Source organism: Flavobacterium sp. CR10 (assembly GCF_055814415.1).
In genome coordinates, this window is sequence record NZ_CP185985.1 from 3,469,711 (window position 1) to 3,495,343 (window position 25,633).

Annotated in this window: 14 protein-coding genes; 10 read left to right on the forward strand and 4 right to left on the reverse strand. The window is 38.7% G+C overall.

What is annotated here, in order from left to right:
• Nucleotides 1–14: 14 nt before the first annotated feature.
• The 3 genes from ACNRYB_RS15145 to ACNRYB_RS15155 are packed head-to-tail and all read left to right on the forward strand — an operon-like array spanning nucleotide 15 to nucleotide 4,315.
• On the forward strand, nucleotides 15–1,589 hold the full coding sequence (locus tag ACNRYB_RS15145; protein ID WP_473727779.1) for a glycoside hydrolase family 43 protein: 1,575 nt from the start codon (nucleotides 15–17) through the stop codon (nucleotides 1,587–1,589).
• Nucleotides 1,590–1,592: 3 nt separating this feature from the next.
• Nucleotides 1,593–3,392, forward strand: coding sequence for a glycoside hydrolase family 2 protein (locus ACNRYB_RS15150; protein WP_473727780.1), 1,800 nt, complete (start codon nucleotides 1,593–1,595; stop codon nucleotides 3,390–3,392).
• On the forward strand, nucleotides 3,389–4,315 hold the full coding sequence (locus tag ACNRYB_RS15155; RefSeq protein WP_473727781.1) for an alpha/beta hydrolase: 927 nt from the start codon (nucleotides 3,389–3,391) through the stop codon (nucleotides 4,313–4,315). Before ACNRYB_RS15150 ends, ACNRYB_RS15155 begins: the two co-directional genes overlap by 4 nt.
• A gap of 126 nt (nucleotides 4,316–4,441) precedes the next feature.
• Here ACNRYB_RS15155 and ACNRYB_RS15160 read toward each other — a convergent pair whose 3' ends face one another.
• The 4 genes from ACNRYB_RS15160 to ACNRYB_RS15175 form a co-directional block, all read right to left on the reverse strand.
• Nucleotides 4,442–8,455: a hybrid sensor histidine kinase/response regulator gene (locus ACNRYB_RS15160; RefSeq protein WP_473727782.1), complete on the reverse strand. Its 4,014-nt coding sequence runs from the start codon at nucleotides 8,453–8,455 to the stop codon at nucleotides 4,442–4,444.
• A 156-nt stretch (nucleotides 8,456–8,611) separates the two neighbouring features.
• Nucleotides 8,612–10,561, reverse strand: a complete 1,950-nt coding sequence (locus ACNRYB_RS15165; protein ID WP_473727783.1) for a sialate O-acetylesterase — start codon at nucleotides 10,559–10,561, stop codon at nucleotides 8,612–8,614.
• Nucleotides 10,562–10,646: 85 nt separating this feature from the next.
• Nucleotides 10,647–12,731, reverse strand: coding sequence for a beta-galactosidase (locus ACNRYB_RS15170; RefSeq protein WP_473727784.1), 2,085 nt, complete (start codon nucleotides 12,729–12,731; stop codon nucleotides 10,647–10,649).
• Between the two features lie 82 nt (nucleotides 12,732–12,813).
• Nucleotides 12,814–15,675 carry a glycoside hydrolase family 31 protein gene (locus ACNRYB_RS15175; protein ID WP_473727785.1) on the reverse strand — a complete coding sequence of 954 codons (2,862 nt, stop codon included), beginning with the start codon at nucleotides 15,673–15,675 and terminating at the stop codon, nucleotides 12,814–12,816.
• A gap of 492 nt (nucleotides 15,676–16,167) precedes the next feature.
• Between ACNRYB_RS15175 and ACNRYB_RS15180 the strand changes: the two genes are divergently transcribed.
• The 7 genes from ACNRYB_RS15180 to ACNRYB_RS15210 all read left to right on the forward strand — a co-directional run bounded on the left by ACNRYB_RS15180 (nucleotide 16,168) and on the right by ACNRYB_RS15210 (nucleotide 25,085).
• Nucleotides 16,168–18,108, forward strand: a complete 1,941-nt coding sequence (locus tag ACNRYB_RS15180) for a glycoside hydrolase family 97 protein (protein WP_473727786.1) — start codon at nucleotides 16,168–16,170, stop codon at nucleotides 18,106–18,108.
• Nucleotides 18,109–18,204: 96 nt separating this feature from the next.
• Nucleotides 18,205–20,601: a glycoside hydrolase family 31 protein gene (locus tag ACNRYB_RS15185; protein ID WP_473727787.1), complete on the forward strand. Its 2,397-nt coding sequence runs from the start codon at nucleotides 18,205–18,207 to the stop codon at nucleotides 20,599–20,601.
• An 11-nt stretch (nucleotides 20,602–20,612) separates the two neighbouring features.
• A complete protein-coding gene (locus ACNRYB_RS15190) occupies nucleotides 20,613–20,957 on the forward strand; it encodes an L-rhamnose mutarotase (protein ID WP_473727788.1) in 345 nt (114 codons plus the stop codon).
• 1,185 nt (nucleotides 20,958–22,142) lie between these two features.
• Nucleotides 22,143–22,508, forward strand: a complete 366-nt coding sequence (locus tag ACNRYB_RS15195; protein WP_473727789.1) for a hypothetical protein — start codon at nucleotides 22,143–22,145, stop codon at nucleotides 22,506–22,508.
• Nucleotides 22,505–23,701, forward strand: a complete 1,197-nt coding sequence (locus ACNRYB_RS15200) for a DUF1214 domain-containing protein (RefSeq protein WP_473727790.1) — start codon at nucleotides 22,505–22,507, stop codon at nucleotides 23,699–23,701. The genes ACNRYB_RS15195 and ACNRYB_RS15200 overlap by 4 nt, the downstream gene beginning before the upstream one ends.
• Before the next feature lie 37 nt (nucleotides 23,702–23,738).
• Nucleotides 23,739–24,548: a hypothetical protein gene (locus tag ACNRYB_RS15205; protein ID WP_473727791.1), complete on the forward strand. Its 810-nt coding sequence runs from the start codon at nucleotides 23,739–23,741 to the stop codon at nucleotides 24,546–24,548.
• A gap of 171 nt (nucleotides 24,549–24,719) precedes the next feature.
• The gene (locus tag ACNRYB_RS15210; protein ID WP_473727792.1) at nucleotides 24,720–25,085 is read left to right on the forward strand and encodes a helix-turn-helix domain-containing protein; all 366 of its coding nucleotides are present in this window, start codon (nucleotides 24,720–24,722) and stop codon (nucleotides 25,083–25,085) included.
• Nucleotides 25,086–25,633: the final 548 nt, after the last annotated feature.

Sequence of the window (25,633 nt, forward strand, 5' to 3'; positions counted from 1 at the left end):
AATAATTTACAATTATGAAAAGAATAATTTTCCTTTTAATTACTATAGTCGGATGCTGCCATTTTTTGAATGCGCAAGGATATAAGAATCCAGTTATTTCTGGATTTCATCCCGATCCGAGCGTTTGCAGAGTAGGAGATGACTATTATCTGGTGACTTCCAGCTTTGAGTACTTTCCGGGAGTTCCTGTTTTTCACAGTAAAGATTTAATCAATTGGACCAAAATTGGGCATTGTCTTACGCGTGCTTCTCAGCTCAAATTAGACAAATGCGCTCCTTCAGCTGGGATTTATGCTCCAACAATCCGTTATCATGAAGGGCGTTTTTATATGGTCACGACCAATGTATCGGGCGGAGGAAATTTTTATGTGCATACTGATAATCCTGCAGGAAAATGGTCAGAACCCGTTTTTGTCGATCAAGGCGGTATAGATCCTTCTTTATATTTCGAAGGGGACAAATCTTATTTTGTATCGAATCAGAATGGCATTACCATTTGCGAAATTGATATTAAAACAGGAAAAAAACTCACCAAAGGACAAACGGTGTGGAATGGAACAGGAGGACGTTATCCTGAAGCGCCGCACATTTATAAAAAAGACAGCTGGTACTATTTGCTTATTTCTGAAGGAGGTACAGAATACGGCCATAAAATAACCATAGCGAGAAGCAGGAACATTTACGGACCTTACGAATCCAATCCTGCCAATCCGATTCTGACGCATATTAACGAAATTGCTCAAAGCAATCCGATTCAAGGGACTGGGCATGGTGATTTTATTCAGGCGCATGATGGTTCTTGGTGGATTGTCTTTCTGGCTTTCCGTCCGCAAAGTCTGCTGCACCATGTTTTAGGCCGAGAAACCTTTTTGGCTCCTGTAAGATGGGATGCAGATGCTTGGCCCGTAATAAATGGCAATGGCACGGTTAATATAGATATGAATACGCCTACTTTACCTTTGCAGGCTGTAAAACCTCATGATTTTTCTACGAGTTTTGATGAAATGAAGCTCGGTGTGGATTGGAATTATCTCAGAAATCCTTTCATGCCGCAATACTCGCTTACCGAAAAGAAAGGTTCATTGCGATTAAAAGCCACTTCGGTATCTTTAGACGATAATGATTCGCCAACCTTTGCAGGACGCAGACAGGAACACATTGATTTTTCAGCTTCCACCGTGATGTCATTGAATAATGCAAAAGCAAAAGATGAAGCTGGAATGACCATCTTCTATTCGAGTCAGGCTCATTATGATCTTTCTTTGAAAAAAACAGAAAAAGGCAAAAACAAACTAGTATTGCGTTATAAAATGGGCATATTGAATCATACCGCATCTGAAGTGGAAATTCCTGCCGATACAATTTATTTGAAAGTGGAAGGCAATAAGGATTTTTACAGCTTCTATTATTCTTTGGATGGAAAGGAATTTAAGTTTTTGGATAAAATCAATGTTTGGTATCTAAGCTCTGAGACAAATGGAGGTTTTACTGGCGTGTATGTTGGACTGTATGCCTCATCTCAAAATAAGAATACCAAAGCCTTTGCGGATTTTGACAGTTTCACATATAAACCGGGTAAAATGGAATAGAAAATGGATCGACTGCAAAAAATCTGCAAAGCTCAGATAATAAACGTTTTATTGGCAGTTTTTTTAGCCAGCACGACAAATGCCCAAACAGCAATGGCCAATGCTGCATCTAGAAACTCAACAAGTTTGAATGGGAAATGGAAAGTGCTGTCTGATCCGGGAGCTGCTGGCGACTGGAAGAAAGTTTGGATAGAGCCAAAACCGCAGAAGAAAACAGATTTTTTTGAATATTCATTTGACGGTGCGCCAGAATTGAATGTTCCGGGCGACTTCAATTCGCAATTATGCGAGCTTGCTTTTTATGAAGGTGCTGTATGGTACAAAAAAACGGTTACTCTTAAAAAGAAAAATTCAAGACAGTTTCTGTACTTTGGAGCTATAAATTATAGCGCTGACGTGTATTTGAATGAAGAAAAACTGGGAAGCCATGAGGGAGGCTTCACTCCGTTCCAATTTGAAATTACAGACAAAATAAAGGATGGCGAAAATACCATAATTGTAAAAGCAGACAATAGGCGTTTAGAGAACGGAATTCCCGGTTTAGGATATGACTGGCTGAATTATGGAGGAATTACTCGCGAGGTGAAAATTATTGAAACCCCAAAAACATACATTGAGGATTATTCCATCCAGCTAGAAAAAGGCAGTCTGAGCAATGTGCTGGGATGGATTCGATTAAACGGCGAGAATTTGAGCCAGAAAATTATAGTTAAAATACCAGAATTAAATATTGTTTATCAGACAAAGACCAATAGCAACGGTTATGCAAAGCTTGAATTTTCGTCCAAGTTCCAGCTATGGTCGCCTCAAAATCCTAAACGATACCATGTAATTGTGGAATGCGACACCGATTCCATTGCTGATGAAATCGGTTTTAGAAGCATTGAGACCAAAGGGAGTGAAATTCTGCTTAATAAAAAACCTCTTTTCATTAAGGCCATAAACATTCATGAAGAAAACCCGATGAAAAAAGCAAGAGCATTTTCATTGGATGATGACAGGCTATTGCTTAATTCTGCCAAAGAGCTAGGATGTAATTTAGTGAGATTGGCACACTATCCGCACAATGAAGACATGATTAAAGAAGCTGAAAAAATGGGTCTGATGGTGTGGAGCGAGCTTCCGATCTATCAGAATGTTAAGTTTTCCGATAGTTTGGTTCCCAAAAAAATGCGGCATATGCTGCAAGAAATGATTGCTAGAGACAAAAACCGATGTGCAGTTGTAGTCTGGAGCCTTTCGAACGAAACATATCCGGGCACTCCAAATAGAGATAAAGCGCTTATTGATTTAACAAAAGAATGTAAAGCGATCGATTCTACAAGATTGGTTACCCATGTTATCAATACGCAAGGTTATGCCAATAATGCATTTCATGTTTGGGATCCGCTTTATAATTATTCTGATTTAATTGCTCTTAATGAGTATATAGGCTGGTATATTCCTTGGCAAGGAAAACCTTCAGAAGTGAAGTGGAAAATAGATTTTTCTAATAAACCCGTGTTTATTTCTGAATTTGGAGCAGAGGCATTATATGGAACCAGAAATGTTCCTGCAGATCAAGCTGCCTACTGGTCTGAAGAATATCAGGAGCAGGTTTATAAAAATCAGATTGAAATGTTTAAGACTATTCCAAATTTAAGAGGTGTCTGCCCATGGCTACTGTATGATTACAGATCACTGGGAAGGATGCACCCTGTGTATCAGAAGGGATATAATAGGAAAGGATTGATCTCTGAAAATGGAGAAAAGAAAAAAGCTTGGCACATTATAAATAACTATTACAAAGAAGATAAAAAATGAAAAACAAACCATTTTTAATTGCTATGCTGGCCTTGTTCTGCTGGTCTATAGGACACTCCCAAACAGAGAATGCTGCAGATAAAAAATTAAACCTGCAGCCAATAGTATTCAATGCCGACGACAAACCGGCATTTGAAGATCCGCCACAAGGATTTAGGGACAAGCACGCGGAATTAGCTTCGGGAAAACTTACTGTGGTCCAGTACAATTCCAAAACATTGGGCACGCGCCGCGAAATGGCAGTTTACACCCCTGCAGGTTATGCAGCTGATAAAAAATACCCGGTGCTTTATCTGCTCCATGGCCTTAATTCAGATAAAGGGCAATGGACGGATTGGATTCGTGCCCAGGATGTTATAGATAATTTAATCCGTGGCGGAAAAATCAAGCCAATGCTGGTGGTTTTTCCCAACTGCAACTCAAGTGTCACTGTTGAAAATCCGGCTCCTGACCAAGAAAAGGAGAAAGAAATGGGATATAAAAGTTATGGAGTATCTTTTGAGAAAGATCTGCTGAAGGATATCATTCCGTATATTGAATCAAATTATGCTGTATACCGAAATCGAGAGCAGCGAGCTTTAGCAGGTTTGTCTATGGGAGGCGGGCAATCTCTAAACATTGGCCTTTCCCATATCGATACTTTTGCTTTTATTGGAGGTTTTTCATCAGCTCCCAATACAAATGAAGTCGGGGGACTTTCGACTCTTAAGCTTGTGCCAGACGTAAAAGCAGCAAGAAAAAATCTTAAAGTATTGTGGGTTTCTTGCGGCAGTAAAGACTGGCTTTTCAATGTGAGCCAGCGCATTCATGGCTGCTTAAAAGCAAATCAAGTGCCTCATGTGTGGCATGTAGATGGCAATGCGCACGATGATGTAGAATGGGCCAACAATCTGTATCTTTTCTCGCAGCATATTTTTAAATAAAAATTCTTTTAAGCAGTTTATAGCTCTTTTTTAAAACGCTTTTAAATAAAACGTATATAGTCTGAGAAAATAAAAAAAAGCAGCCTTAATGATGATATTAAAGGCTGCTTTTTTATTGCGTTGTTTTTATAGTTTTTTGTGAAGTTTTAAATACTCAGAAGGAGACAAGCCAAATTCTTCACGGAAATATTTTGAGAATCTTTTCGGCGAATTAAATCCAACTTCGTAGGCTATTTGCGAAACCTGCAGCTGGCTTTTATCCAAAAGCTGTCTTCCTCTTTTCAATCGGATTGTACGGATGAATTCGGCAGGGCCTTTGCCTGTTATAAACATTAGTTTTTTATACAGATGCCCTCGGCTCAAACCTAAAGTGTCTCCAAGATTTTCTACAGAAAATTCAGTATCGCTAATATGCTGTTCGACCGCTTTTATCGCTTTTTCGATAAAAATTTCATCTAGAGAGGTAATGGTAATCTCCTGCGGATTAACGTCTATTTTTTGTTTAAATGCGGCATGGCTCTTTTTGGTCCATTCGATAAATTTATTAATTCGAAGTTTTAGAATATGGATATTAAATGGTTTGGTGATATAATCGTCTGCTCCATATTTTAGTCCGTCAATGTGATATTCCTCAGCAGTGCGAGCTGTTAGGAGAATTACAGGAATATGTGACCAGTAGATATTGGTTTTGACCAATTTGCAAAGCTCAATGCCATCCATTATAGGCATCATTACATCACTTACAATAACTGTAATATTGTGTTTTTGCAGCAGTTCAATAGCCTCTTGTCCATTATGGGCCGTCAGCACCGTAAAGTCATCTTTTAGGTTGTCTTCTATAAATTCGCACAGGTCTTTATTGTCATCCACAAAAAGAACGAGCTGCTGGGCAGGACTTTCTGTTTTTTCTTCTTCTTCTTCAATGGTTATAATATCTGCTTGAGCAGGATTAAGCATCAAATTCTTTTCAGAGCTTTCTCTAATTGGGATTTTAAAGGTAAATGCACACCCATGTGGAATATTATCTTCAATGGTTATGGTGCCGCCATGAAGCTGTATGTATTCATTTGCAATATGCAGTCCAAGACCGCTGCCGGTTTCATTCTGGCTCTGTTCTCCTTGATAAAATCTCTCAAATACGAGCGGTTTATCCTTATCGTTGATTCCCGGACCAGTGTCCAGAACTTTGACGCAGACTTGAGTATCGTTGCGGCTAATTTTTACCTGAATTTTTCCTCCATCGGGAGTATATTTAAAAGCATTCGAAAGCAGATTGGCAAGTGTTTTTTGTATCTTATCCTTGTCAAATTCCATAAGCAGGCTGTCTATTTCGCTTTCAAAAGATAATTGGATATTGCGTTCAGCGGCATACACATTAAACGAACTGCAGATATCCTCGGCGAAACTTACAAACTCTGATGCCTTTAAGTTTAAGCTGACGATTCCTGCATCTAATTTGCGAAAATCTAGCAGAGAATTGATTAAGGAAAGAAGCTGCTGCGCATTTTTATGGATGACATTTATTTTCTTTCGCATAACCTCATCCCTAGAATCATTCAAGAGCACTTGCAGAGGCGTTATGATAAGGGTTAGGGGAGTTCTCAGATCATGGCTTATGTTGGTGAAAAAGTTCAGCTTCATTTCGTTAATCTGCCATTCCTTCTCACGATTCATTTTCTCGCGCTGTTCCTCTAATTTTAAATGATGGCGGATTTTTGATCTGCGCACGGTATACCATATTAGGGCCGCGATCGTTAGCCCATAAAAAAGATACGCCCAGATAGTTAAATAAAAAGGAGGCAGTACACTTAAAGCCAATACTTTGATATTATCGTTCCAACCCGAAGCATTATCATATGCTTTTACCAAAAGTTTGTAATTGCCGGCTGGCAAGGCAGAAATTGCAATTTTATTGTCCTGAATGGGAATCCATTCCGAATTAAAACCTTCAATCTTGTAAAAATACTTGACCTTATCGGCATTTAATAAATCAGTACTCGTAAACTTAAGAGTAATAAGTCTGTCATCGTGCCTTAAAGTAAGTTTGGAAAGCAGTTCTGTCGAATGCTGCAGCAATTTATGTCCATTATAGACAGAATCCACCTCTATAGTCTGATTTCCAAGAGTTAGCCCTGTAAAAATAATTTTTGAAACCGGCTTGTTTTCTTTTAGCAGTTTGTTAGGGTTGATTATGGTATATCCGTCCAGATTGCCAAGCAAAATATCACCGTTTCTTAATTGCAGTATAGAGTGTTTGTTAAAATAATTATCCATCAGTCCATCTCTAACCGAATAGTTTTTGCTGCTTATGGATAAATTATCATTGGCATCATAACTGACAGTTAAAATGGAAAGTCCATTAGGGGTTGTAACCCAGATGTTATTGCGGTTATCTTCCAATATGCCGCTTACAGAATTGTCGCAAAGGCCATTTGATTTGTTGAAGTAATAAATGGTATCTTTTTTCGGATCCCAGATATTCAGTCCATCATTATGGGCAATCCATAAAATATTGCGTTTGTCTTTGTAGACCGCAGAAATCTGAAAGTGTTTGAATTTTTGCGTTCCTTTTTTATTGCCATACGATACGATTTTCTTATTATTGGTAATATCAATATTGAAAAGCCCGTAACCTGTGCCCAGCAGAAGCTCATCACCTGAATCGTAAAACATATCGAGCGCAAAGACTTGATCTTCAAATACAGAAATCACAGAATCAAAACTTGTGGCATCTGACGGAAGCTGCTGTATTTTTCCTCCCATAGACCCTATCCAGATATTTCCGTAACGGTCCTGTTTTAAGTTCCAGACATTGTTGTTGCTTAGTTTGCTGTTTTTCGTGGTATATTGGGTTATGGCGCCATTTTGCCAGCAAAACAGCCCATTTTGATAAGTGCCGATCCAAATGCGGTTTTTGCGATCTTCCAATAAACAGGTGATAGCTGCTTTGGGAAATGGAATTCGAGAAGTATTTCCTGATTTTTTATCTTTTTTAAAAAGTCCTTTCCCATCTGTTGCAATCCAGAGATCTTCGTTGTGATCCTCCATTATGGTGCTAATATCAGAGCATTCCGGGTGTTTGAAATTGATGAAATTTTTAAAGCTTTCATTAAAAAAAGAGAGCCCTTTTTTGCTGTGTCCAATCCAGATGGTCCTATCGTTGTCGCGATACATGCAGGTTATATTGTTGGATGGCAGAGAATTGTCTTTGTTTGAGTTTTGAACACAGTTTATTATGCTGTTTTTTGATTTGTCAAAAATAAAAAGCCCTTTATGGTCTGTTCCAATCCATATTTCGCCTGGCTTATTTTCGATAATGCTGCTAACGAAATTAATGTCGCTGTCTACACTGGATTTTAATGTTATAGAGCTCCATTTTTTCGTCTGATCATTGCGATAGAAAACTTCATTCGGACTATTGTTGAAATAAGTCCATAATCCGTTGTTGCTGTCCAGAAAAACGATATGCCATTCATCAGTTCCATTTCTTCTGCTTGAAACTGGGAGTGGAATGTTTTTAATATGACCTGTAGTACTGTTTAACTGCCAGCATTTTTGAGAATTTTCAATGCAATATACAGACTCGCCATTATCTGTTACACTAATAAAAAAAGGTTCTTCAATGCTTACGCCTGTAAAGATGGAAGTATGCCTTTTTTTTATGTCGTAGAAAGAAATATTTTTTTTATTGAAAACCCATAAATTCTTTTTTTTATCCACATAAATTTTACAGTTGCTATCTGCGCGAATGTGCAACTTATTTAAAAAAGAAGTGATGTCAGTAATAAAGCAGTCCTTATCTCTGTTATATATCGCATTATCATGCCCAAAATTGACCCATATATTGCCCATGCCGTCTTCTTGAAGGCCTAAAATATCATTTGAAATTAGGCTGTTGGGCTTTTTAGAGTTGGTAGTGTAAACCTTGAATTCGTAGCCATCATATCTATTAAGTCCGGTTTCGGTGCCAATCCATAAAAAACCGTAACTGTCCCTTAGAAATGTCTTGACATTGGTGCTCGAAAACCCTTCGCTGGTTTTCAACTGATGAAAAATATAATTGGACTGCGCAAGAATGCTCTGGAACGAAATTATTCCAAAAACAGCAAGAAATAATAAGAGGGCTTTATGTTTTTTCATTCGGTCTAAATTAATCATTTATCTGCAGCTGCAGTATCAAAAGAACTGTTTTTATGTAAAATCACAGTCATTATTTCAATCACTATCGATTTTATTTTCTTTTAGAATCGATAGTGAAATTTGAAATATGCAATACACTTGGCTTATTAAAGATATTTATTTTTCAAAGCTGTATTTAATGCCTTTTGAGATGGTATCCCAGTTGTCTGTTCGAAAAGGAACAGCAGGGAAATTTTCTGCATTATAAAGATTACAGTCGCTAGCATCATCGGCCCAGCCGTAGCGGACAGCTTCAGGATTTTGTACCTGATCGCTCCAGACCAAAAGCTGACTGCCTTTTATTTGGGCTTTGGCGTAATGAAAAACATGATCAGATCCTGCAACTTCAAATCCTTTTACATATTGGTATTTATCATGAACAGTTAAACCGCTTTCGGCATTGTCAAATGTTAAGAGAATTTGGTTGCCTTTTGTTTCCATAGACTTGTATGCTGGTCCGCTGAAAACATTTCCTTTTTCATACACTTTATTTAAGGCAATGGCCGCTAGTCTATATCCTACCTCTTGTTTATTTTTTGGATGAATATCTTTTGGATCTCCAATATCTGCAGTAACACACATGCCAGTATTGGCAACATTGTTAAGGGTGAAAGCTTGCGCTTCTCTTAATTCTGCCCAATAACTGCCAACGCTGCTGTTTCCTCCAAACTCATTAAAAGAAGACAGCTGGACAAAAAAGAAAGGAAAATCACCTTGATTCCATTTTGTTCTCCAGTCATTGATTAGTAACGGAAAAGCTTTTTTATATTGTTCGGCGCGTGTAGCATTTGCCTCGCCTTGATACCAAAGCACACCCTGAAAAGAATAGGGAACCAAAGGATTGATCATGGCATTGTAAAGAAGAGAGGGATAGCTGTTTGGAGAAAGGTCTGTTTTGATTTCTGTAACCTGAAATTTCCATTTTCCTGCAAGTGGCACAATTGTCGTGCCTACAGTTAATTTTAAATCAGCTTCATCGCCAAAAATGCCGCCCCCTCCGCTGTAATCCGTTACTCGCACTGCAACCGTGTTAATGCCTTCTTTAAGCGTTCCAGAAGGTATTTTGTATATTCTTTTTTTGTCCCATTGGGTATTTTTCCCCACTTCAATTCCATTTACATAAGAAAGATCTTCATCGTCTATTTTGCCTAGCTCCAGTAAAGCTTCTTTACTGGCCTCTTCTTTTGAAATTATAAAAGACTTGCGCATCCAGACCGTGCCGTCTAAACTGCCTAATTGTTGGTTCCATAATTGTGGGGCATGTATTTCTGGCCATGCGCTATCGTCAAAGCTTGCTGTTTTGTACTGGCTTTGCGAGTTTGAAGTTATTTTAGATTTTTGAAGAGCTTCAATTTTTGCTGTAAGCGCATCCAGTTTATTTTTTAGAAATGAATCCATTGTGCTTTTTGGAAGATCGGCAATCATGCTGCTGAACTCAGGGCTTTTTTCAAAAGCTTCTCTGCTGGTCCAAGTTTCTGAGCACGTGCCTCCCCAAGAAGCATTTATTATTCCAATCGGGATTTTTAATTCATTGTACACTTTTTTTGCAAAAAAATAGCCCACTGCTGTAAAGGCGCCCGTATTTTTTTTGCTGCTTTCTTTCCAGCTGCCAGCTTTGATCTCCTCTTTAGGTGTCGAATTTAAATCTTTGTCCACTAAAAATTGTCGTATCCAAGGATTATCTGCTTGACTGATTTCATAATCAGCATTCTGAGCTTGGCCAACGGTCCATTCCATATTAGACTGTCCGCTGCAGATCCAAACTTCTCCGACTAGAACATTCTCAATGGTAATGCTGTTCTTTCCTTTAATCGTCATTTTAAAAGGCCCGCCTGCCTTTTCAGGCTTTAAGTATAAAAGCCATTTTCCATTTTTGTCTGCTTTGGTTCTTTGGATCTGTTTATTAAAAGCGACTTCAATTTTTTCTCCTGAATCGGCCCAGCCCCAAACAGAAATGGGTTTATTGCGCTGTAAGACCATTCCGTCGCTAAAAAGCAGCGGCATTTTTACATTAGCATTTGCGCATAAACTCAGCGCAAAAAGCAAAGTGATTAATTTTTTTTTCATTTTGGTTGGTTTAAATTTATAGTTAGCATTAAATCTGCAGCAAGAGTTGCAGGGATGTTCAAAGGCTGTAATTGTTAAAAAAAAATTATTGCTGCCAAACTGTTACACCGCCTGGAGGCAAAGTTTTGCCTCCAATTAGTATATTTGCTGTACTGGATATTTTTTCTATCTGATAATCTTCTGAAGAATAATTTACCGCGATCCAAAAACCGTCACGCCAATTAATGTAAACACCTTTAGGATACTGTTCAACAGCAATTCCAGCCTGCTTGTATACATGCTGCAGAACGTCTTTTTCAAGTTGGGCATCGTCTGTATCAGTGCCAATATAAGTAATGGTTCCTTTTCCTATTTTGTTGGTTACTGCAGATGCTGTACCTGCGTAGAATTGATTGGTATATTTAGCAAGCACATTTTCAGGTTTATTGGCTTTTACTAGATCTGCCCAGTTATTCCAGTAATACTCCTTTCCGAAACATTGGATTGTGCCTTTTGCGTAGGGTAGAAGATGGTCAAAATCTTCAATTTTGGCATCTATTAGGTCGTATATCGGATTTCCCCACCCTTGGAATAAATGTCCGTTTTTGTCCTTAACGGCGGTGCGCACCGTTAAGATTAAATGCCCGCCTTGTTTTACATACTCTGTCCATTTATTGATAAGTTTCTCGTCTGCCAGCTCATAAGCAGGGGCAATCACCACCTTATAAGAATCTAATGGCTCGTTTTCGTAGATTATTTCTGCCGGCGCGCCGCATGATTTTACGATTTCCAAATATTTCTGGAAAAAAGCTAGGGTATTCCATTGGCTTGTCTGCCCTTGGCGTCCCATGCTCCATAAATTGTCATAATTCCATAATAAGGCAGTTTTTCGAGCCTGTATTTCTTTAGGCATTTCTGTCTTAGGATTATAAGCTTTTCTCAATGATTTCATTTCCTGCATGGTCTGCTGGTAATCTTTTCCTCCCTGCGATAAGGTGGTTCCATCAAGTTTGGTAATCCCGCTGTGGTATTGTTCAGCGCCATAATTTATTTGGCGGTAACGATAGGAGCACGCAAAGGACATTCCTTCAGCCATACAATGATAAAGCCACATGCGCACCGCTCCAGGCTGAAGCAAAGGATTAACATTTCCCCAGTTGACAAAACCAGGCTGGAGTTCCATTATGCCAGAAATGTTGTCTTTAGTTTTGAAAAAACTCAGCGCAAAAGAAAGTTCCCCTGGATCGCCAAGACGAAAACCCTTTTCTCCTATATTAGGAACTCCTTTATTCGGATAACTGGTAAAAGCATTAAAATCGAGTTTTTTTGTTCTTCTTGGATCTGCTGATGGAGTAGTAGCGGTATAATTTGTTGTTACAAATTGATTTTTAGCAATTAAAGGCCTGATAATGTCTGCCTGAAAATCTAAAAAATCGGCCTGCGTATCGGCAGTGTATCGTTTATAGTCCAGCAAGGCATGCGGATTGATTCCCCACCATCCAACAAGATTTGCATTTGGAATTTTAATCTGGCCAAAACTGCTGTAAGTCTGGCTCCAAAAGGCAGTTCCCCATGCAGTATTCAAAGCGCTTATGGTGCGGTATTTACTTTCCAACCAATTGCGGAAAGCATCTTGTGAGGAAGGACTATAGTCTTCTTTGGCTTCCGGTTCGTTGTCGAGCTGCCATCCCATTACATTTGGATTATGGCCGTAGCGTGCCGCCAATTTACTAATGATGTTTTTAGAAAAATTTCTCCATACGGGATTGCTCAAAGACTGCTGTGCTCTTGTGCCATGCTCAGCCCTTTGGTAATGGCTGTCCATCAGATAGATTTCAGGATATTTAATGCCCATCCAGACAGGAGAAATTGCTGTAGGGGTGCCTAGAATAACCTTCAATTTGTATTTTCCGGCAAGATTTATCACTTCATCAAGCCATTCAAATTGGTAGTTTTCTTCTTCGGGTTCCATCTCTATCCAAGCGAATTCCGCAATATGGATAAACTCAAAACCAATCTTAGAAATGTTGCTGATATCTCTTTCCCAGTCTTTTTTATTCCAATGTTCTGGGTAATAATAAATTCCCATTGCCATCAGATTTTCTTTAGGAAAGAAAATTGGGGACTTTTGTGCCATTATGCCTGCTGAAGACAGCAGCAATAAATAAATGATATATTTTTTTACTTCCATGGATCTATATTTTTCTCACTTGCATCGAGACCTGCATTAAGTTGTCTTAATGCAGGTGTTCGATGTGATTGTTTTAGAATAATTAAATTTTAATGGCTTGAAGCATTCCGTTATAATGGATTTCTTTTCCAGAAGCATCAGAAAGGAATGCTTTCGGATTAGATGGATCGACAGCGATGATTTTAAATTTTCGGTCTTTTAGCATGCCTTTAAAATCTCCTTTGCGCTCGCCAATGGTTAAAGTTTCGTTTTTTTGATCATAATTGAAGCTTATCGTGGCATAATTGCCTTTTTCGTAATTGTAGTTAACACCTTCATCTTCATACAAGGTAAAGCTTCCGTCGCGGCCTTTATAAACATACAGCACCATATTATCAGCAGGTTTCTGATCGGTGTATTGGATTTCAGGGCCAAAGGGAACTATAGCGCCTTCAGGAATAAAGAGGGGAATGCGTCCATAAGGAGCGTCAGCCTGTAGAGTCTGCCCTCCTGACACATGCTTGCCCGTATAAAAATCATACCAGTTTGTGCCAGCAGGAAGATATACTTCTCTTTTTCTGGCTCCATATTGGTAAACAGGGCACACCATAAAAGAAGACCCAAACATGAATTGGCTGCTGATGTTAACGACATTTTTATCGTTTTGAAAATCCATCACCAAAGGGCGCATAATGGTATAATCGTTAAAATGCGTCATACCGGCCATAGTATAGATGTATGGCATTAGTCTGTAACGCAAACGGTCATAAAATACAATTGATTCGTAGGCAGGATGGCCTTCAGGAGCGATGTTCCAAGGTTCGCGATATGGAAATTGCCCATGAGAACGGTATAAAGGAGCAAATGCCCCAAACTGATGCCAGCGCGTGTTTAATTCGCGCCATTCTTTGCTGTCGGAATTTTCATTTCCACTTTTGTCGTAGTGCTGCTGTGCGCTCACATAGCGGTCTTCAACGCAAAATCCTCCTATATCCATCGTCCAGTACGGAATACCGCTTGCGGCAAAATTAAGGCCTGCCGAAATCTGCGCTTTCAAATCTTCCCATCTCGTTGCAATATCTCCGCTCCAGGTTGCTGTTGAGTAACGCTGCAGTCCAGCGAAACCTGATCTAGTTAAAAGAAATACACGTTTATTAGGATCTATAGCCCTTTGTCCGTCATATATTGCTTCGGCGTTCATTAGGGCGTAAGTGTTGAAATACTCTGTTGCAGACCCTAAAGCGGTTGGTCCCTGCAATTTTTTACGGTACTCCATATCTGTGCAGTCCAATACGTTAGGTTCACTTGCATCCATCCACCATGCATCAACTCCTATAGGATATAAATTTTCATAAATCTGCTTCCAAAACAGTTTGCGTGCACCGCTTGCATAAGCGTCATAAAAAGAGCCTACATAACCTGGGCCAACCCAGTCGCGTACATTGTCTTTAATGGCCTGCTGATACATCCATCCTTTTTGGTCGAATTCTTTAAAGTGGTCTGTGGTTTTATAAAATTTAGGCCAGACGGAGATCATCATTTTGGCATTCATCGAATGGATGGAGTCTGTCATGGCTTTTGGATCAGGAAAACGCTTAGGATCAAATTTGTGGCTTCCCCATGCATCATCTTCCCAATAATTCCAGTCTAAAACTATATTATCAATTGGAATCTGGCGCGTTCTGAATTCTTTTAAATTGCTTAAGATTTCATCTTGGGTTTTGTATCGCTCGCGGCTCTGCCAATAGCCCATTGCCCATTTGGGCATAATTTGGGATTTTCCCGTCAAGGTTCTATATCCCTTAATTATGCTGTCCATGGAATTGCCATGAATAAAGTAGTAATCGATTTTTTTGTTCATTTCGCTCCACCAGACCTGGCTGTTTTTTTCCTCAGCCAATTGAGGCGTTCTTACCCTTAATCCGCAATAGGATGTTGAACCGTCCGGTTTCCATTCTATTCTTAAAGCAGTGCGCTTGTCTGCTTTCAGATTCATAGAGAATTTGTAGCTATTAGGATTCCAAGCTGTTCTCCATCGCTCAGGAACCACTAATTGATTGTCTAGATAGACTTTTACATATCCGGAATAATATAAAGTAAATTTATACTCTCCGTCTTGCGGCGCTTCGATTTCCCCTTCATAAGCAACAGCAGCATTCTTTAAAGGCAGATCTTTTGGCAGATTTTTAATGCTTTTAACGTCTTCAAAAAAAATAGACTGCTCTTGACGGATGAGTGGTGCATTTTTCTTCTCTGGCGTGATGTAGGTTCCCGTTAAGAAGCCTGGTTCGCCATTTTTTCCATATAATTTGAAAACCTTGTTTAGCTGCTCATAAGGACGGCTGTCTCCAAATCGGCTTAAGGAATAGCTGTCCCATAAAAGGCCATAGTTTTTATTTGATACAATAAAAGGAACCGATACCTTGGTATTGTATTGGAAAAGCTCTTCGCTTTTATCTTTGTAATTGAATTCATCCGACTGATGCTGTCCCAGCCCATAAAACGCTTCATCTTTAGGCGATTCAAATATCTGTCGCACCGTATAGCCTTTTGTCTGATCAGCCTCTATAGGAAGAAAAGTCCTCCCGCCGCCTGCTTTTTCAGCCAGCAGCATTTTGCCGTTTTTATCTTTAAACTTGATTCCTCCATCTTTTGCCGAAACCATTACATTTAAAGTCTTGGTTGCGAGTTTAATGGAGTCTTTTAATTGACTGATTTTGAAGGGGACAGTTTGCTGGCCGGGAACAATAATCAGGCTGGAATCTTTCACAGATTCTTTGGCTGACGCAGCAACATGTATCAGATCATTGCCTAAAACCTGCAGACGCAGTGTGCGCAATTGGTTTTCTGCGTTTGGTTTCAAGTCTATAAACACACTGTCATTTGTTTTGGTGTAATTTTTAACAGCGCACGATGCCAAGAGCAATCCGGCGGAAAGACCTAAAGCGATTGTGTTTTTTTTCATGTTTTTTGGTTAAGAATAGTTTATATGATAATTAGCAGTTTTTGCGATTTATGTTTTCCCCGATCTAGAAGTTACTATATTCAGTCGAGCTAAATTTCAAATGGGTTCCAAACGATGGCAAGCTGTAAAAGTCAAATGGCAATCTGCATTTTTTGGTGACTGCATGAGGCTCATTCAAGTTGTATTGGCAGCTGATAATGCTGGGGTGTAAAAATATCTTTTAATGTAAAAGGACAGGGGGCGTAAATGTGTTATTTGAGAGGCTCTTATGTATTATCAGGTTTTTGGATGCTGTAAAAGGGGGCAGAATGTATTTTATGGCTGGCGGAAATGTATTATTGCTTTTGAGCATTCAAAGTAAAGAGTACATTAGCATCTGTGAAGTTTCAGAGCTGGAGCACCGAACAGCCTACTTGAGGATTATGAAGAAGAAGCAGCTGTTCAGAATCATCTTGAAATCAAAAATAAACTGACTAACCAACCTCTATAATTATGAATATAAAATTTAGCATATGTTTATTGCTTGTAAGTTTCTTTAAACTAAACGCCCAATCGGTGGTAAAAAGTCCGGACGGAAAACTTGCGGTTTCGGTTTCTGTAAACAAGGGAATACCCCAGTATAGCGTAACATTCAATGAAAAAACGTTTATAGAAAAATCGCCATTAGGCTTAAAGACAAATGCGGGAGATTTCAGTTCTGGACTGGCTTTGCAGGCAAATAGCATCCAAAACAAAATCGACGAATCGTATCAGCTGCGCAACATCAAAAAAAGCAGCGTGCATTACACGGCCAACGAAGCTGTTTTTTCGTTCACAAAAGAAGGCAGAGCGGCTCTTGATGTGATTTTTAGGGTGAGCAATAATAATCTGGCGTTCAAATATAAAGTCTATCCGCAGAAGGAAACGCTTTCGTGCGTGGTTCAGGAAGAAGTATCGGGATTTCTGATGCCTAAGGGAACCGCTGCATTTCTGTGCCCGCAAAGCAATCCGATGACAGGATTCGCAAACACGGCTCCGAGCTACGAGACTTCCTATGCATTAGATGATGCTGTCGGAAAAAATGGCTGGGGAAACGGATACACCTTTCCATGCCTGTTTAAAGTAAACGGCGGATGGGTCTTGATTTCTGAAACGGGAGTCGACAGCGGCTATTGTGCGAGCCGCTTGATAGGCCATGAGAACGGATTATATTCAATCGGATTTCCGATGCCGGGAGAAAATAACGGAAACGGAACGACATCGCCGGGAATCCCGCTTCCGGGAGAAACGCCATGGCGCACCATTACAATTGGAGAAACGCTTGCTCCGATAGTGGAGACCACGATTCCTTTTGACTTGGTTAAGCCAAAATATGAGGCATCTAAAGAATACCGGTACACAAAAGGCACTTGGAGCTGGATCATCAAGATGGATAATAACACCACATTTCCCGTACAAAAGCAATATATTGATTTCAGCGCTTCACTGGGATATGAAACCATTTTAGTTGATGCTCTTTGGGATACGCAGATAGGCCGTGATAAAATAGAAGAGTTAGCGGCATACGGAAAGCAGAAAGGAGTCGGGCTTTATTTATGGTACAATTCAAACGGATATTGGAATAATGCTCCGCAAGGCCCGAGAGGATTGATGGATAATGCGGCCATCAGAAGAAAAGAAATGGCTTGGATGAAAAGCATCGGAATTAAAGGCATAAAAGTGGACTTTTTCGGAGGCGACAAGCAGGTGACCATGAAACTGTATGAAGACATTTTGACGGATGCCAACGAATTTGGAATAATGGTTATTTTTCACGGCTGCACATTGCCTCGAGGCTGGGAACGCATGTATCCGAATTATGCCTCCAGCGAAGCGGTTCTGGCAAGCGAGAATCTGCATTTCGGACAGCAGAGCTGCGATAATGAAGCTGTAAATGCGGCAACGCATACTTTTATAAGAAACGCAGTGGGAAGCATGGATTTTGGCGGAAGCGCTTTGAACAAATTCTACAATAGCGATAACATTCCCAACAAAGGCTCTAAAAGAATGACTTCAGATGTGTTTGCTTTAGCCACTTCAGTGCTTTTTCAGAGCGGCGTGCAGCATTTTGCTTTGGCGCCTAATAATTTATATGATGCTCCAGACTGGGCCATAAAATTTATGAAGGAAGTGCCGACAGTCTGGGATGAAGTCCGCTTTTTGGAAGGATATCCAGGCAAATATGTTGTGCTGGCCAGACGAAAGGGGGCAAAGTGGTATATCGCCGGAATTAATGCGCAGAAAGAACCTTTGGAACTAAAATTAAAGCTGCCCATGATCTCGGAGGGCACCACTCTTAGATGTTATCAGGATGACGAATTATTAAATGGAAAAATTATGGACATTAAATACAGATCAAAGATTGGAGTGCCCATAAAAGTTCCCTGTAATGGCGGTGTTCTGTTAACCAACTAAAATCTTTAGGGCTCATTATGGATTTATTCAGAATTGAAGCAATAAATAGCGAATATATTTTAGCATAATCTTACTAATTAAAATAACTTAAACCAAATGAAATTTATTTATCGATTAATTTTCCCGCTGTTTTTCTGTGCGGCCGGCTACGCCCAGAAATATGAGAAAAACAATCTGGGAATCAAGACGCAAGCAGATGGAAATACAATAGAAATTCAGTTTTACACTCCTTCCATTGTAAGAGTTGTAAAATATCCAACAGCGGGAGTCTATTCCAAAGAAAGCCTTTCAGTAAACGTGAAACCGTCGGCAACTCTTTTTACAGTAAAAAGCCAAAACAGCCAATTGGTTTTAAAATCCGAAAGTTTGAATGTTACGGTGCAGTTTCCAACTGGAGAAATCTCATTTGCTAGTTCAGACCGGATTTTGCTTCGTGAGAAAAAACAGGGAACAAAATTTAAACCCGTAAAAGATACCGATACCGATTCTTATACCGTTTATCAGGCATTTGATTTGGAGAAAGAAGAACCTATATATGGTTTAGGACAGCACCAGAGGGGAGATTTAAACCAAAGAAATCAAAATTATCGTTTGGAACAGGGAAATACAGAAGATGCTGTGACTTTTTTTCAGTCGGTAAAAGGGTATGGCCTTTTTTGGGATAATTATGCTCCGACAGAATTTAAAGACAATGCCAATGGGACATCTTTTGAATCTCTTGTGGGCGATGGGGTAGATTACTACTTTATGTATGGTAAAAATGCCGATGGAGTGATCTCGCAAATGAGAAAGCTAACCGGAACAGTGCCTATGTTCCCGCTTTGGACCTATGGTTTCTGGCAGAGCAAAGAACGCTATAAGAGCCAGAATGAATTAGTAGGTGTAGTAAAAAAATACCGTGAACTGGGAGTGCCTTTGGACGGAATAATTCAAGACTGGCAGTATTGGGGGAATAATTATCTGTGGAATGCGATGGAGTTTCTTAATCCTGAATTTTCCGAGCCTCAAAAGATGGTGGATGAAATTCACGGTCTGAATGCCCATATGATTATTTCGATCTGGTCTTCATTTGGACCCAAAACAAAGCCTTATAATGAGCTGAATAGCAACGGAATGCTGTTTGATTTCCTAACTTGGCCAGAATCGGGCAGCGAAATTTTTCCACCAAAAAAAGATTATCCTTCGGGAGTGCGCGTTTATGACGCTTACAACCCAAAGGCAAGAGACATTTATTGGAAATATGCAAGTGAAGGCCTTTTTGCAAAAGGAATTGACGGCTGGTGGATGGATTCCACAGAGCCGGATCATCTTTGGGTAAAGCCGGAAGATTATGATACCAAAACATATTTTGGAACTTTCAGAAAAGTGCGAAATGCTTATCCCCTTATGGCTGTGGGCGGGGTTTACGATCATCAGCGAAAAGAGACTTCAGATAAGCGGGTTTTCATTCTAACAAGATCTGCTTTCGCTGGCCAGCAGCGTTATGGTGCCAATACATGGACAGGAGACGTAGAGTCTAGTTGGGAAAACCTACGTGCACAGATTCCGGCGGGACTTAATTTTACCCTTACAGGCATGCCACATTGGAATTCAGATATTGGAGGTTTTTTTGCTGGTGCTTATAACCAAAAAGGAGAAGTTTCAGGAGCGGATAGCCCTTTGTTTCGCGAGCTTTATGTTCGTTGGCTGCAATTTGGAGCTTTTAACCCGATGATGCGTTCTCATGGTACAGATATACCTCGCGAGATCTATAATTTTGGTCAGAAAGGCGAACCGGTATATGATGCGATTGAGAAATTTATAAATCTGCGTTATTCCCTGTTGCCTTACATTTATTCGGCATCATGGGAAGTAACCCATAAAGATTCCAGTTTTATGAGGGCATTATTTATGGATTTTGCCGCCGATTCTAAGAGCTGGGATGTTAAGGATGAGTTTATGTTCGGAAAATCTATTTTGGTTGCACCGGTGGTTCAGGCCCAATATACACCCGAAAAAATAAAAGAAAGCCAGAATCAAGAGCAGAATATAGATTTTACAGCAGAAAAATCAAGAATCGTTTATCTTCCTGCTGGAAGCGGCTGGTACGATTTCTGGACAAATGAAAAATTGCAAGGCGGTCAGGAAATTACCAGAAAAACAAAGCTGGATATGATACCGCTGTTTATTAAGGAAGGCGCTATTATTCCAATGGGACCTCAAGTGCAGTTTGCTGAGGAAAAAAAATGGGACAATCTTCAAATAAAAGTATATCCGGGAAAGGATGGTTTCTTTACCCTTTATGAAGATGAATTTGATAATTACAATTATGAAAAAGGTGCCTATACAGAAATTGATTTTACATATAATGATAAGCTGAAAAAATTAACGCTTTCAAATAGAAGAGGACAGTATAAAGGGATGCTATCTGAAAGGACTTTTAGCATTGTGCTGCCAGATGGCACTAAAAAAGTTTTGGTTTATAAAGGAAAAAAAATAGAATGTAAACTTTAAGCAAGGAAGATATGCAGTTAAAAAGGATATGTTATGCCTGCGATCTGATTGATGATCCGGAACTTATAGAAGAATATAAAAAGTATCATCTTGCAGAAAATGCACGCCCTGAAATCACGAAAAGCATTAAAGATGCTGGAGTAGTGTCTATGGAAATTTACCTCTTAGGCAATAGATTATTTATGATTATGGAGGTGGATGAAACTTTTACTCCCGAGAGGAAACAGCTGATGGATATTGCAAATCCTGATGTTCAGAAGTGGGAGCAGCTAATGTGGAAATTTCAGCAGGCGCCTCCTTTAGCAAAACAGGGAGAAAAGTGGCTGAAGATGGAGCAGATTTATAGCTTGCCGTAACGCTTATTTTGCTGATAAAAATTAAAATTGAGGACTTTGAGGTTCTTGTAAAACTAAACCATTCTGCATTTTAAATGCAGAGTCGTTTAGTTTTTTTGATTGTAAACCTCAAAACATTAACTTGTTTTGGAGGTTCTGTCGAATCTAAGCTAAGTTTTATCTTTGTCTTTTTAAACTCTTAAACTCATGAATACTAAGACCATTGCTATCCAAAGTCTATTATTTAGGCATGCCGTATATTTTATTATGTTTACATTAAGCTATCGGCATGAATATGCGATGAGTTCTGTTGATCATGACGTTATTCAGCGCTGGGTTTATAAATTTACGCTTTTGGTTAAGTCAGAGATGAAGAGGAGAAGGGAGAATGGGGAGAGTTGGAGATCGGAGGGAACCTATATCAATGTAAAAGGTGTTTGGTGTTAATATTATTTTTAGATTTAATATTTTTTTTGGAGCTTTTTCCGCTATATGTTCCACCCGAGCGCTAGAGAACTGGCGAAGCAATCTTTTGTGCGTAGCCTCGGCACAAAAGGATTTCCACTGCTATTGAGGTCTAGGGCTGCTTAGGAGCTCGGCTGTTAGATAAATAAATAAGCAGGATTATAAAAAAATGGCGCCAATTGTCTTCAATTGGCGCCATTTGGCAGTGTGGTGACCCTTACTGAACAATTTACAAACCATTTTATGAATGATTTAAAGAAATTGGCTTATTTTCAAGTAAATTTGTAAGATAATCACTGTTAATTTTTATTCAAGAGCGGTTTGTATGTATCGTAGGGGTTATATGCTTTAAAGATGAAAAAGTTTTAGTTTTATTTATTAATACATTGATTGACCTTCATCATTTCACTAAAATAAATTAGAGTTGATTATTATTTAAAAATAATGAATATTTCTAATATTATTCATTTCAAAATTTGTTGACTATAAATTAGCTATGATGAAAATGATTTAAAAATTGACCTATGCTTTCCTTTGATATATAATTACGATATAATATACATTTTGATATTGCAGATTATAATCTGCAACCACTTTTTTTTAGTTTATAAAACATGCTGTTGTAAATTTATTCTTTAAGGACATCTTAATTTTTTGAATATTAGATTTGAGTAACATCAGAGCATTTTACGAGATGTTTAAGAAATATGAATTAATGAATATAAATTTAAAAAGTAAATCATGAAAAACAAAATTGTAATTGCATTAATATCGATAGCATTAGTTGTAGCCTGCAAGCAAAATAAAACTACAGAAGTGCAAACAGTTTCATCAGATGGAAGTTCAAAATTTGGTGATTTGGCCAATATGTCTTTTGAAGAGAATCGTCCAACAGACGAACAAGCAAAAATACTAGCAGATGAATTATTGTTTCAACGCGCTTGCCAAACGTATCTTTGGGCTTTGCCTTTAATCAATACAATTAGTATGAAAGAAGGTTCAGAAAAAACCTTTGGAGCAGGCTATAATGTTTTGCCAATATGGAAAAAAAGATTGGATGCTAACACATTAGTAACAACACCAAACTCTGATGTTATTTATGCATGAGTTATGTTGATCTAGGTAAAGATGGACCAATCGTTTTTGAAGCACCGCCCATGTTGCAAGGAATTTTATTGGATTTTTGGCAACGTCCAATTCCAGTAGATGGAGGCAAATATTTTGGAGATCTTGGCTTTTTTGGTCCAGATGCGGGTAAAGGAGGTAAATTTTTGATATTGCCACCAAATTACAAAGGAACCGTACCTTCAGGTTATTTTGTGTATCGTTCGCAAACTAATAATCTATTTATTTTCCTTCGTTCTTTTTATGAATTACCTACAGATTTGACACCTGCAGTTTCTTTGGTAGAGAAATCTAAAATTTATCCTTTAGGTAAAGAAAGCAGTGCATTGCCAATGAAATTTCCGGATGCTTCGGGTGTAAAGGCGAATATGCTTCCTGCTCGTGATTTTTCAGCATTCGAACAATTAAAACATCTTGTTGATACAGAAGATTCTGCAAACGTTGGTTCAGCAGACTGGCTAGGAATGTTGGCTTCATTAGGCATAGTAAAAGGACAGCCTTTTAATCCTGATCAGCATACTAAGGATATTCTTGATAAAGCAGCCAAAGCCGCTTATAGAATGAGTCGTGTAGTAGGTATGAGCAACAAAGTTAGTGGACGTTCGTTTTTAATGTATCCTGATCGCCAATGGGTAAATCCAATGACTGGCGCTACTCGCGATAATATTTCTGGGCCTTTTACGAAAGAGTTGGACTGGAAACGTAAAGAAGGAGGATATATGGATCTTGATACACGTATATGGTTCTTTACGGATTATTATTCTTGGAGTCCTGGAATGGCATCGCAAACACCGGGTAAAGGTGCTAAATATGTGGTAGGTTTCCGCGATAAAGAAGGCAAATATCTTAATCCTTCTACAACATATAAAGTAACACTTCCTGCTAATGTGCCGGTTGCGAATTTCTGGTCACTTACTTTATATGAAGCTGAAAATGCTTCTGGTTATGCTAATGGTCAGCCTTTCCCATCACTTGGTTCAAAAGATAAACCGGTACAAAATGCAGACGGCTCTACTGATTTATATGTTGGTCCAAAAGCACCGGAGGGCAAAACTAAAAATTGGCTAAAAACGGTTCCGGGTAAAGGCTATTTCGCTATTCTGCGTTTATATGGCCCAACCGAAAAAGCACTGGATAACTCTTGGGTGCCGGGCGATTTTGAAAAATTTGAATAGTTTGATTAAACCTACATCACTAATAAAATGATAAGCAATGAATTTAAAATCATATATTTTAATCTTTTTATTTAGTTGCTTTTGGCTTCCGGTTTTCAGCCAAGGGAATGAACCAGAAAAAACTTCTATCGAAGAAATGAGCAAAAAAAGACAAGATCCCGTAAGTGGTTTGCGAAGTGTTTTTCTGCAGGAAGTTTTATTGCCCGTTGCAGATGGCACAGCGAGTTCATTCTCAATACAACCCGTTTATCCTTTTAAATTAGGAAGTAATCTAAAATTGATAACTTATACTATTATTCCTTTTCAAAGTGTACCGCCTTTAACTCCTGGCGGTACACATGAAGGAGGAATGGGAAATATATTATTTAACGGCTATTTTTCAAGCATTCAAAAAAAGGGCAAGTTCAGTTGGGGTATTGGACCTGCAATGCAAATTCCGACACGAACAAATCCTGCTTTAGGAAGCAATCAACTAAGTGTTGGACCAACTGCTTTATTGTATTTGGCTGGCGATAAATTTTCAGGCGGAATTGTAGCTCAAAACTATTGGTCGCTCGGAGGCGATGAAGCAAACAAAGTAAATTCAGGAAGTATTCAATATATCGCTTATTATAACTTTTCTAAGGGATGGTTTATTGAAAGCAATGCTACGGTTGAAGTCAACTGGCTGGCATCAGACAATGATAAATGGCTGGTTCCCATTGGCGGAGGCCCAGGAAAAACATTCCAAATAGGACAAAAAAGCAAACTTTTTTATTCTGCAGGCGCTCAAGCTTTTTATAATGTAGTGAGACCAGATTTAATCGGAAATTGGCAGGCTATTTTACAATTTCAAGTCATTTTTTGATAGCACGATAAGAATTTGGGAAAAATTGGATTGAAAATTAGGATTGTGCAATAGAATTCAGGAAAATAATAATAGGGCTTCAATAAGTCAGAACTGTGTGACATCCAAAAAATAATATATAGCAACTGGCAGTCGGTATGGTCCGCTTGTTGGATAATTGCGCTTTAGGCTATGAAAAACAGTAAAACATTAGATGGAGTATCTTTGGATGCCGTAAATAAAGCTGTAATTTTAAAGAAACTTTTTTTGCAGGCCGGCTTTTCACTCGACCAGCTGTCTTTGGAAACGGTAATTCATCGCAACGTGCTTTCATATTTAATTAATTCGCAAGCTGGGTATAATTTTAATGATTACATAAATTTGATGCGAATAAGATATTTCAAAGAAAAAGTACTTACATCCGAATGGAATGGCTTTACAGTCAAAATGATGACGGAAGCTTCAGGATTTACCTGCAGGACTACAAGTTACAGGTCATTTAAGCGGCATTTAGGGCTGGGGCCCGAGGAATACTTAAAAACAATAAGAACAGAGTAGGAATAACCAATTTTTAGTTGTAGATGAGCAGCAATTAAAACAAGAAATAAACCAATTTTTAACTTCAGTTGAACGACAATATTTAATATCAAAAAATTACGATAAACCAAAAGAGAAAAAAATCCTATATCCTTAGCGGGATTTCGAACCATCGTTCAGCTTCGATTAAATCTCCGATAGCGCCACTTTAAGACTGTTTATTTCAAACAGACTATGAATTTCTTGTGAAAAAATCGAACCGTAAATGTTAGGCTGTAAAGGCTTGAAAAATCTATACATTAGAGCATAAAAAAAGAGACAACTAATTGCTAGTTGTCTCCTTAAGTGACGGGGACAGGACAAATTACAACATCATTTTTGGATGATTTAAAGAAATTGGCTTACTATATTTGGTGTCTGTCTTTCATTGTCTTTGTAAATTTGGTTTAGATGTCCTTTCGGGTATTGATTGAAAATATATTTGATTTCCCAAATAATATTTTAATAATTATTGTTTTCAAATAAGCATTAGTTAAATAGGTAACTTTACCTGTTTTTTTATTCTTTTC

Coding starts and splice junctions, on each gene's coding strand:
- ACNRYB_RS15145 (WP_473727779.1), top strand. CDS start 15: ATGAAAAGAATAATTTTCCTTTTAATTACTATAGTCGGATGCTGCCAT.
- ACNRYB_RS15150 (WP_473727780.1), top strand. CDS start 1,593: ATGGATCGACTGCAAAAAATCTGCAAAGCTCAGATAATAAACGTTTTA.
- ACNRYB_RS15155 (WP_473727781.1), top strand. CDS start 3,389: ATGAAAAACAAACCATTTTTAATTGCTATGCTGGCCTTGTTCTGCTGG.
- ACNRYB_RS15160 (WP_473727782.1), bottom strand. CDS start 8,455: ATGAAAAAACATAAAGCCCTCTTATTATTTCTTGCTGTTTTTGGAATA.
- ACNRYB_RS15165 (WP_473727783.1), bottom strand. CDS start 10,561: ATGAAAAAAAAATTAATCACTTTGCTTTTTGCGCTGAGTTTATGCGCA.
- ACNRYB_RS15170 (WP_473727784.1), bottom strand. CDS start 12,731: ATGGAAGTAAAAAAATATATCATTTATTTATTGCTGCTGTCTTCAGCA.
- ACNRYB_RS15175 (WP_473727785.1), bottom strand. CDS start 15,675: ATGAAAAAAAACACAATCGCTTTAGGTCTTTCCGCCGGATTGCTCTTG.
- ACNRYB_RS15180 (WP_473727786.1), top strand. CDS start 16,168: ATGAATATAAAATTTAGCATATGTTTATTGCTTGTAAGTTTCTTTAAA.
- ACNRYB_RS15185 (WP_473727787.1), top strand. CDS start 18,205: ATGAAATTTATTTATCGATTAATTTTCCCGCTGTTTTTCTGTGCGGCC.
- ACNRYB_RS15190 (WP_473727788.1), top strand. CDS start 20,613: ATGCAGTTAAAAAGGATATGTTATGCCTGCGATCTGATTGATGATCCG.
- ACNRYB_RS15195 (WP_473727789.1), top strand. CDS start 22,143: ATGAAAAACAAAATTGTAATTGCATTAATATCGATAGCATTAGTTGTA.
- ACNRYB_RS15200 (WP_473727790.1), top strand. CDS start 22,505: ATGAGTTATGTTGATCTAGGTAAAGATGGACCAATCGTTTTTGAAGCA.
- ACNRYB_RS15205 (WP_473727791.1), top strand. CDS start 23,739: ATGAATTTAAAATCATATATTTTAATCTTTTTATTTAGTTGCTTTTGG.
- ACNRYB_RS15210 (WP_473727792.1), top strand. CDS start 24,720: ATGAAAAACAGTAAAACATTAGATGGAGTATCTTTGGATGCCGTAAAT.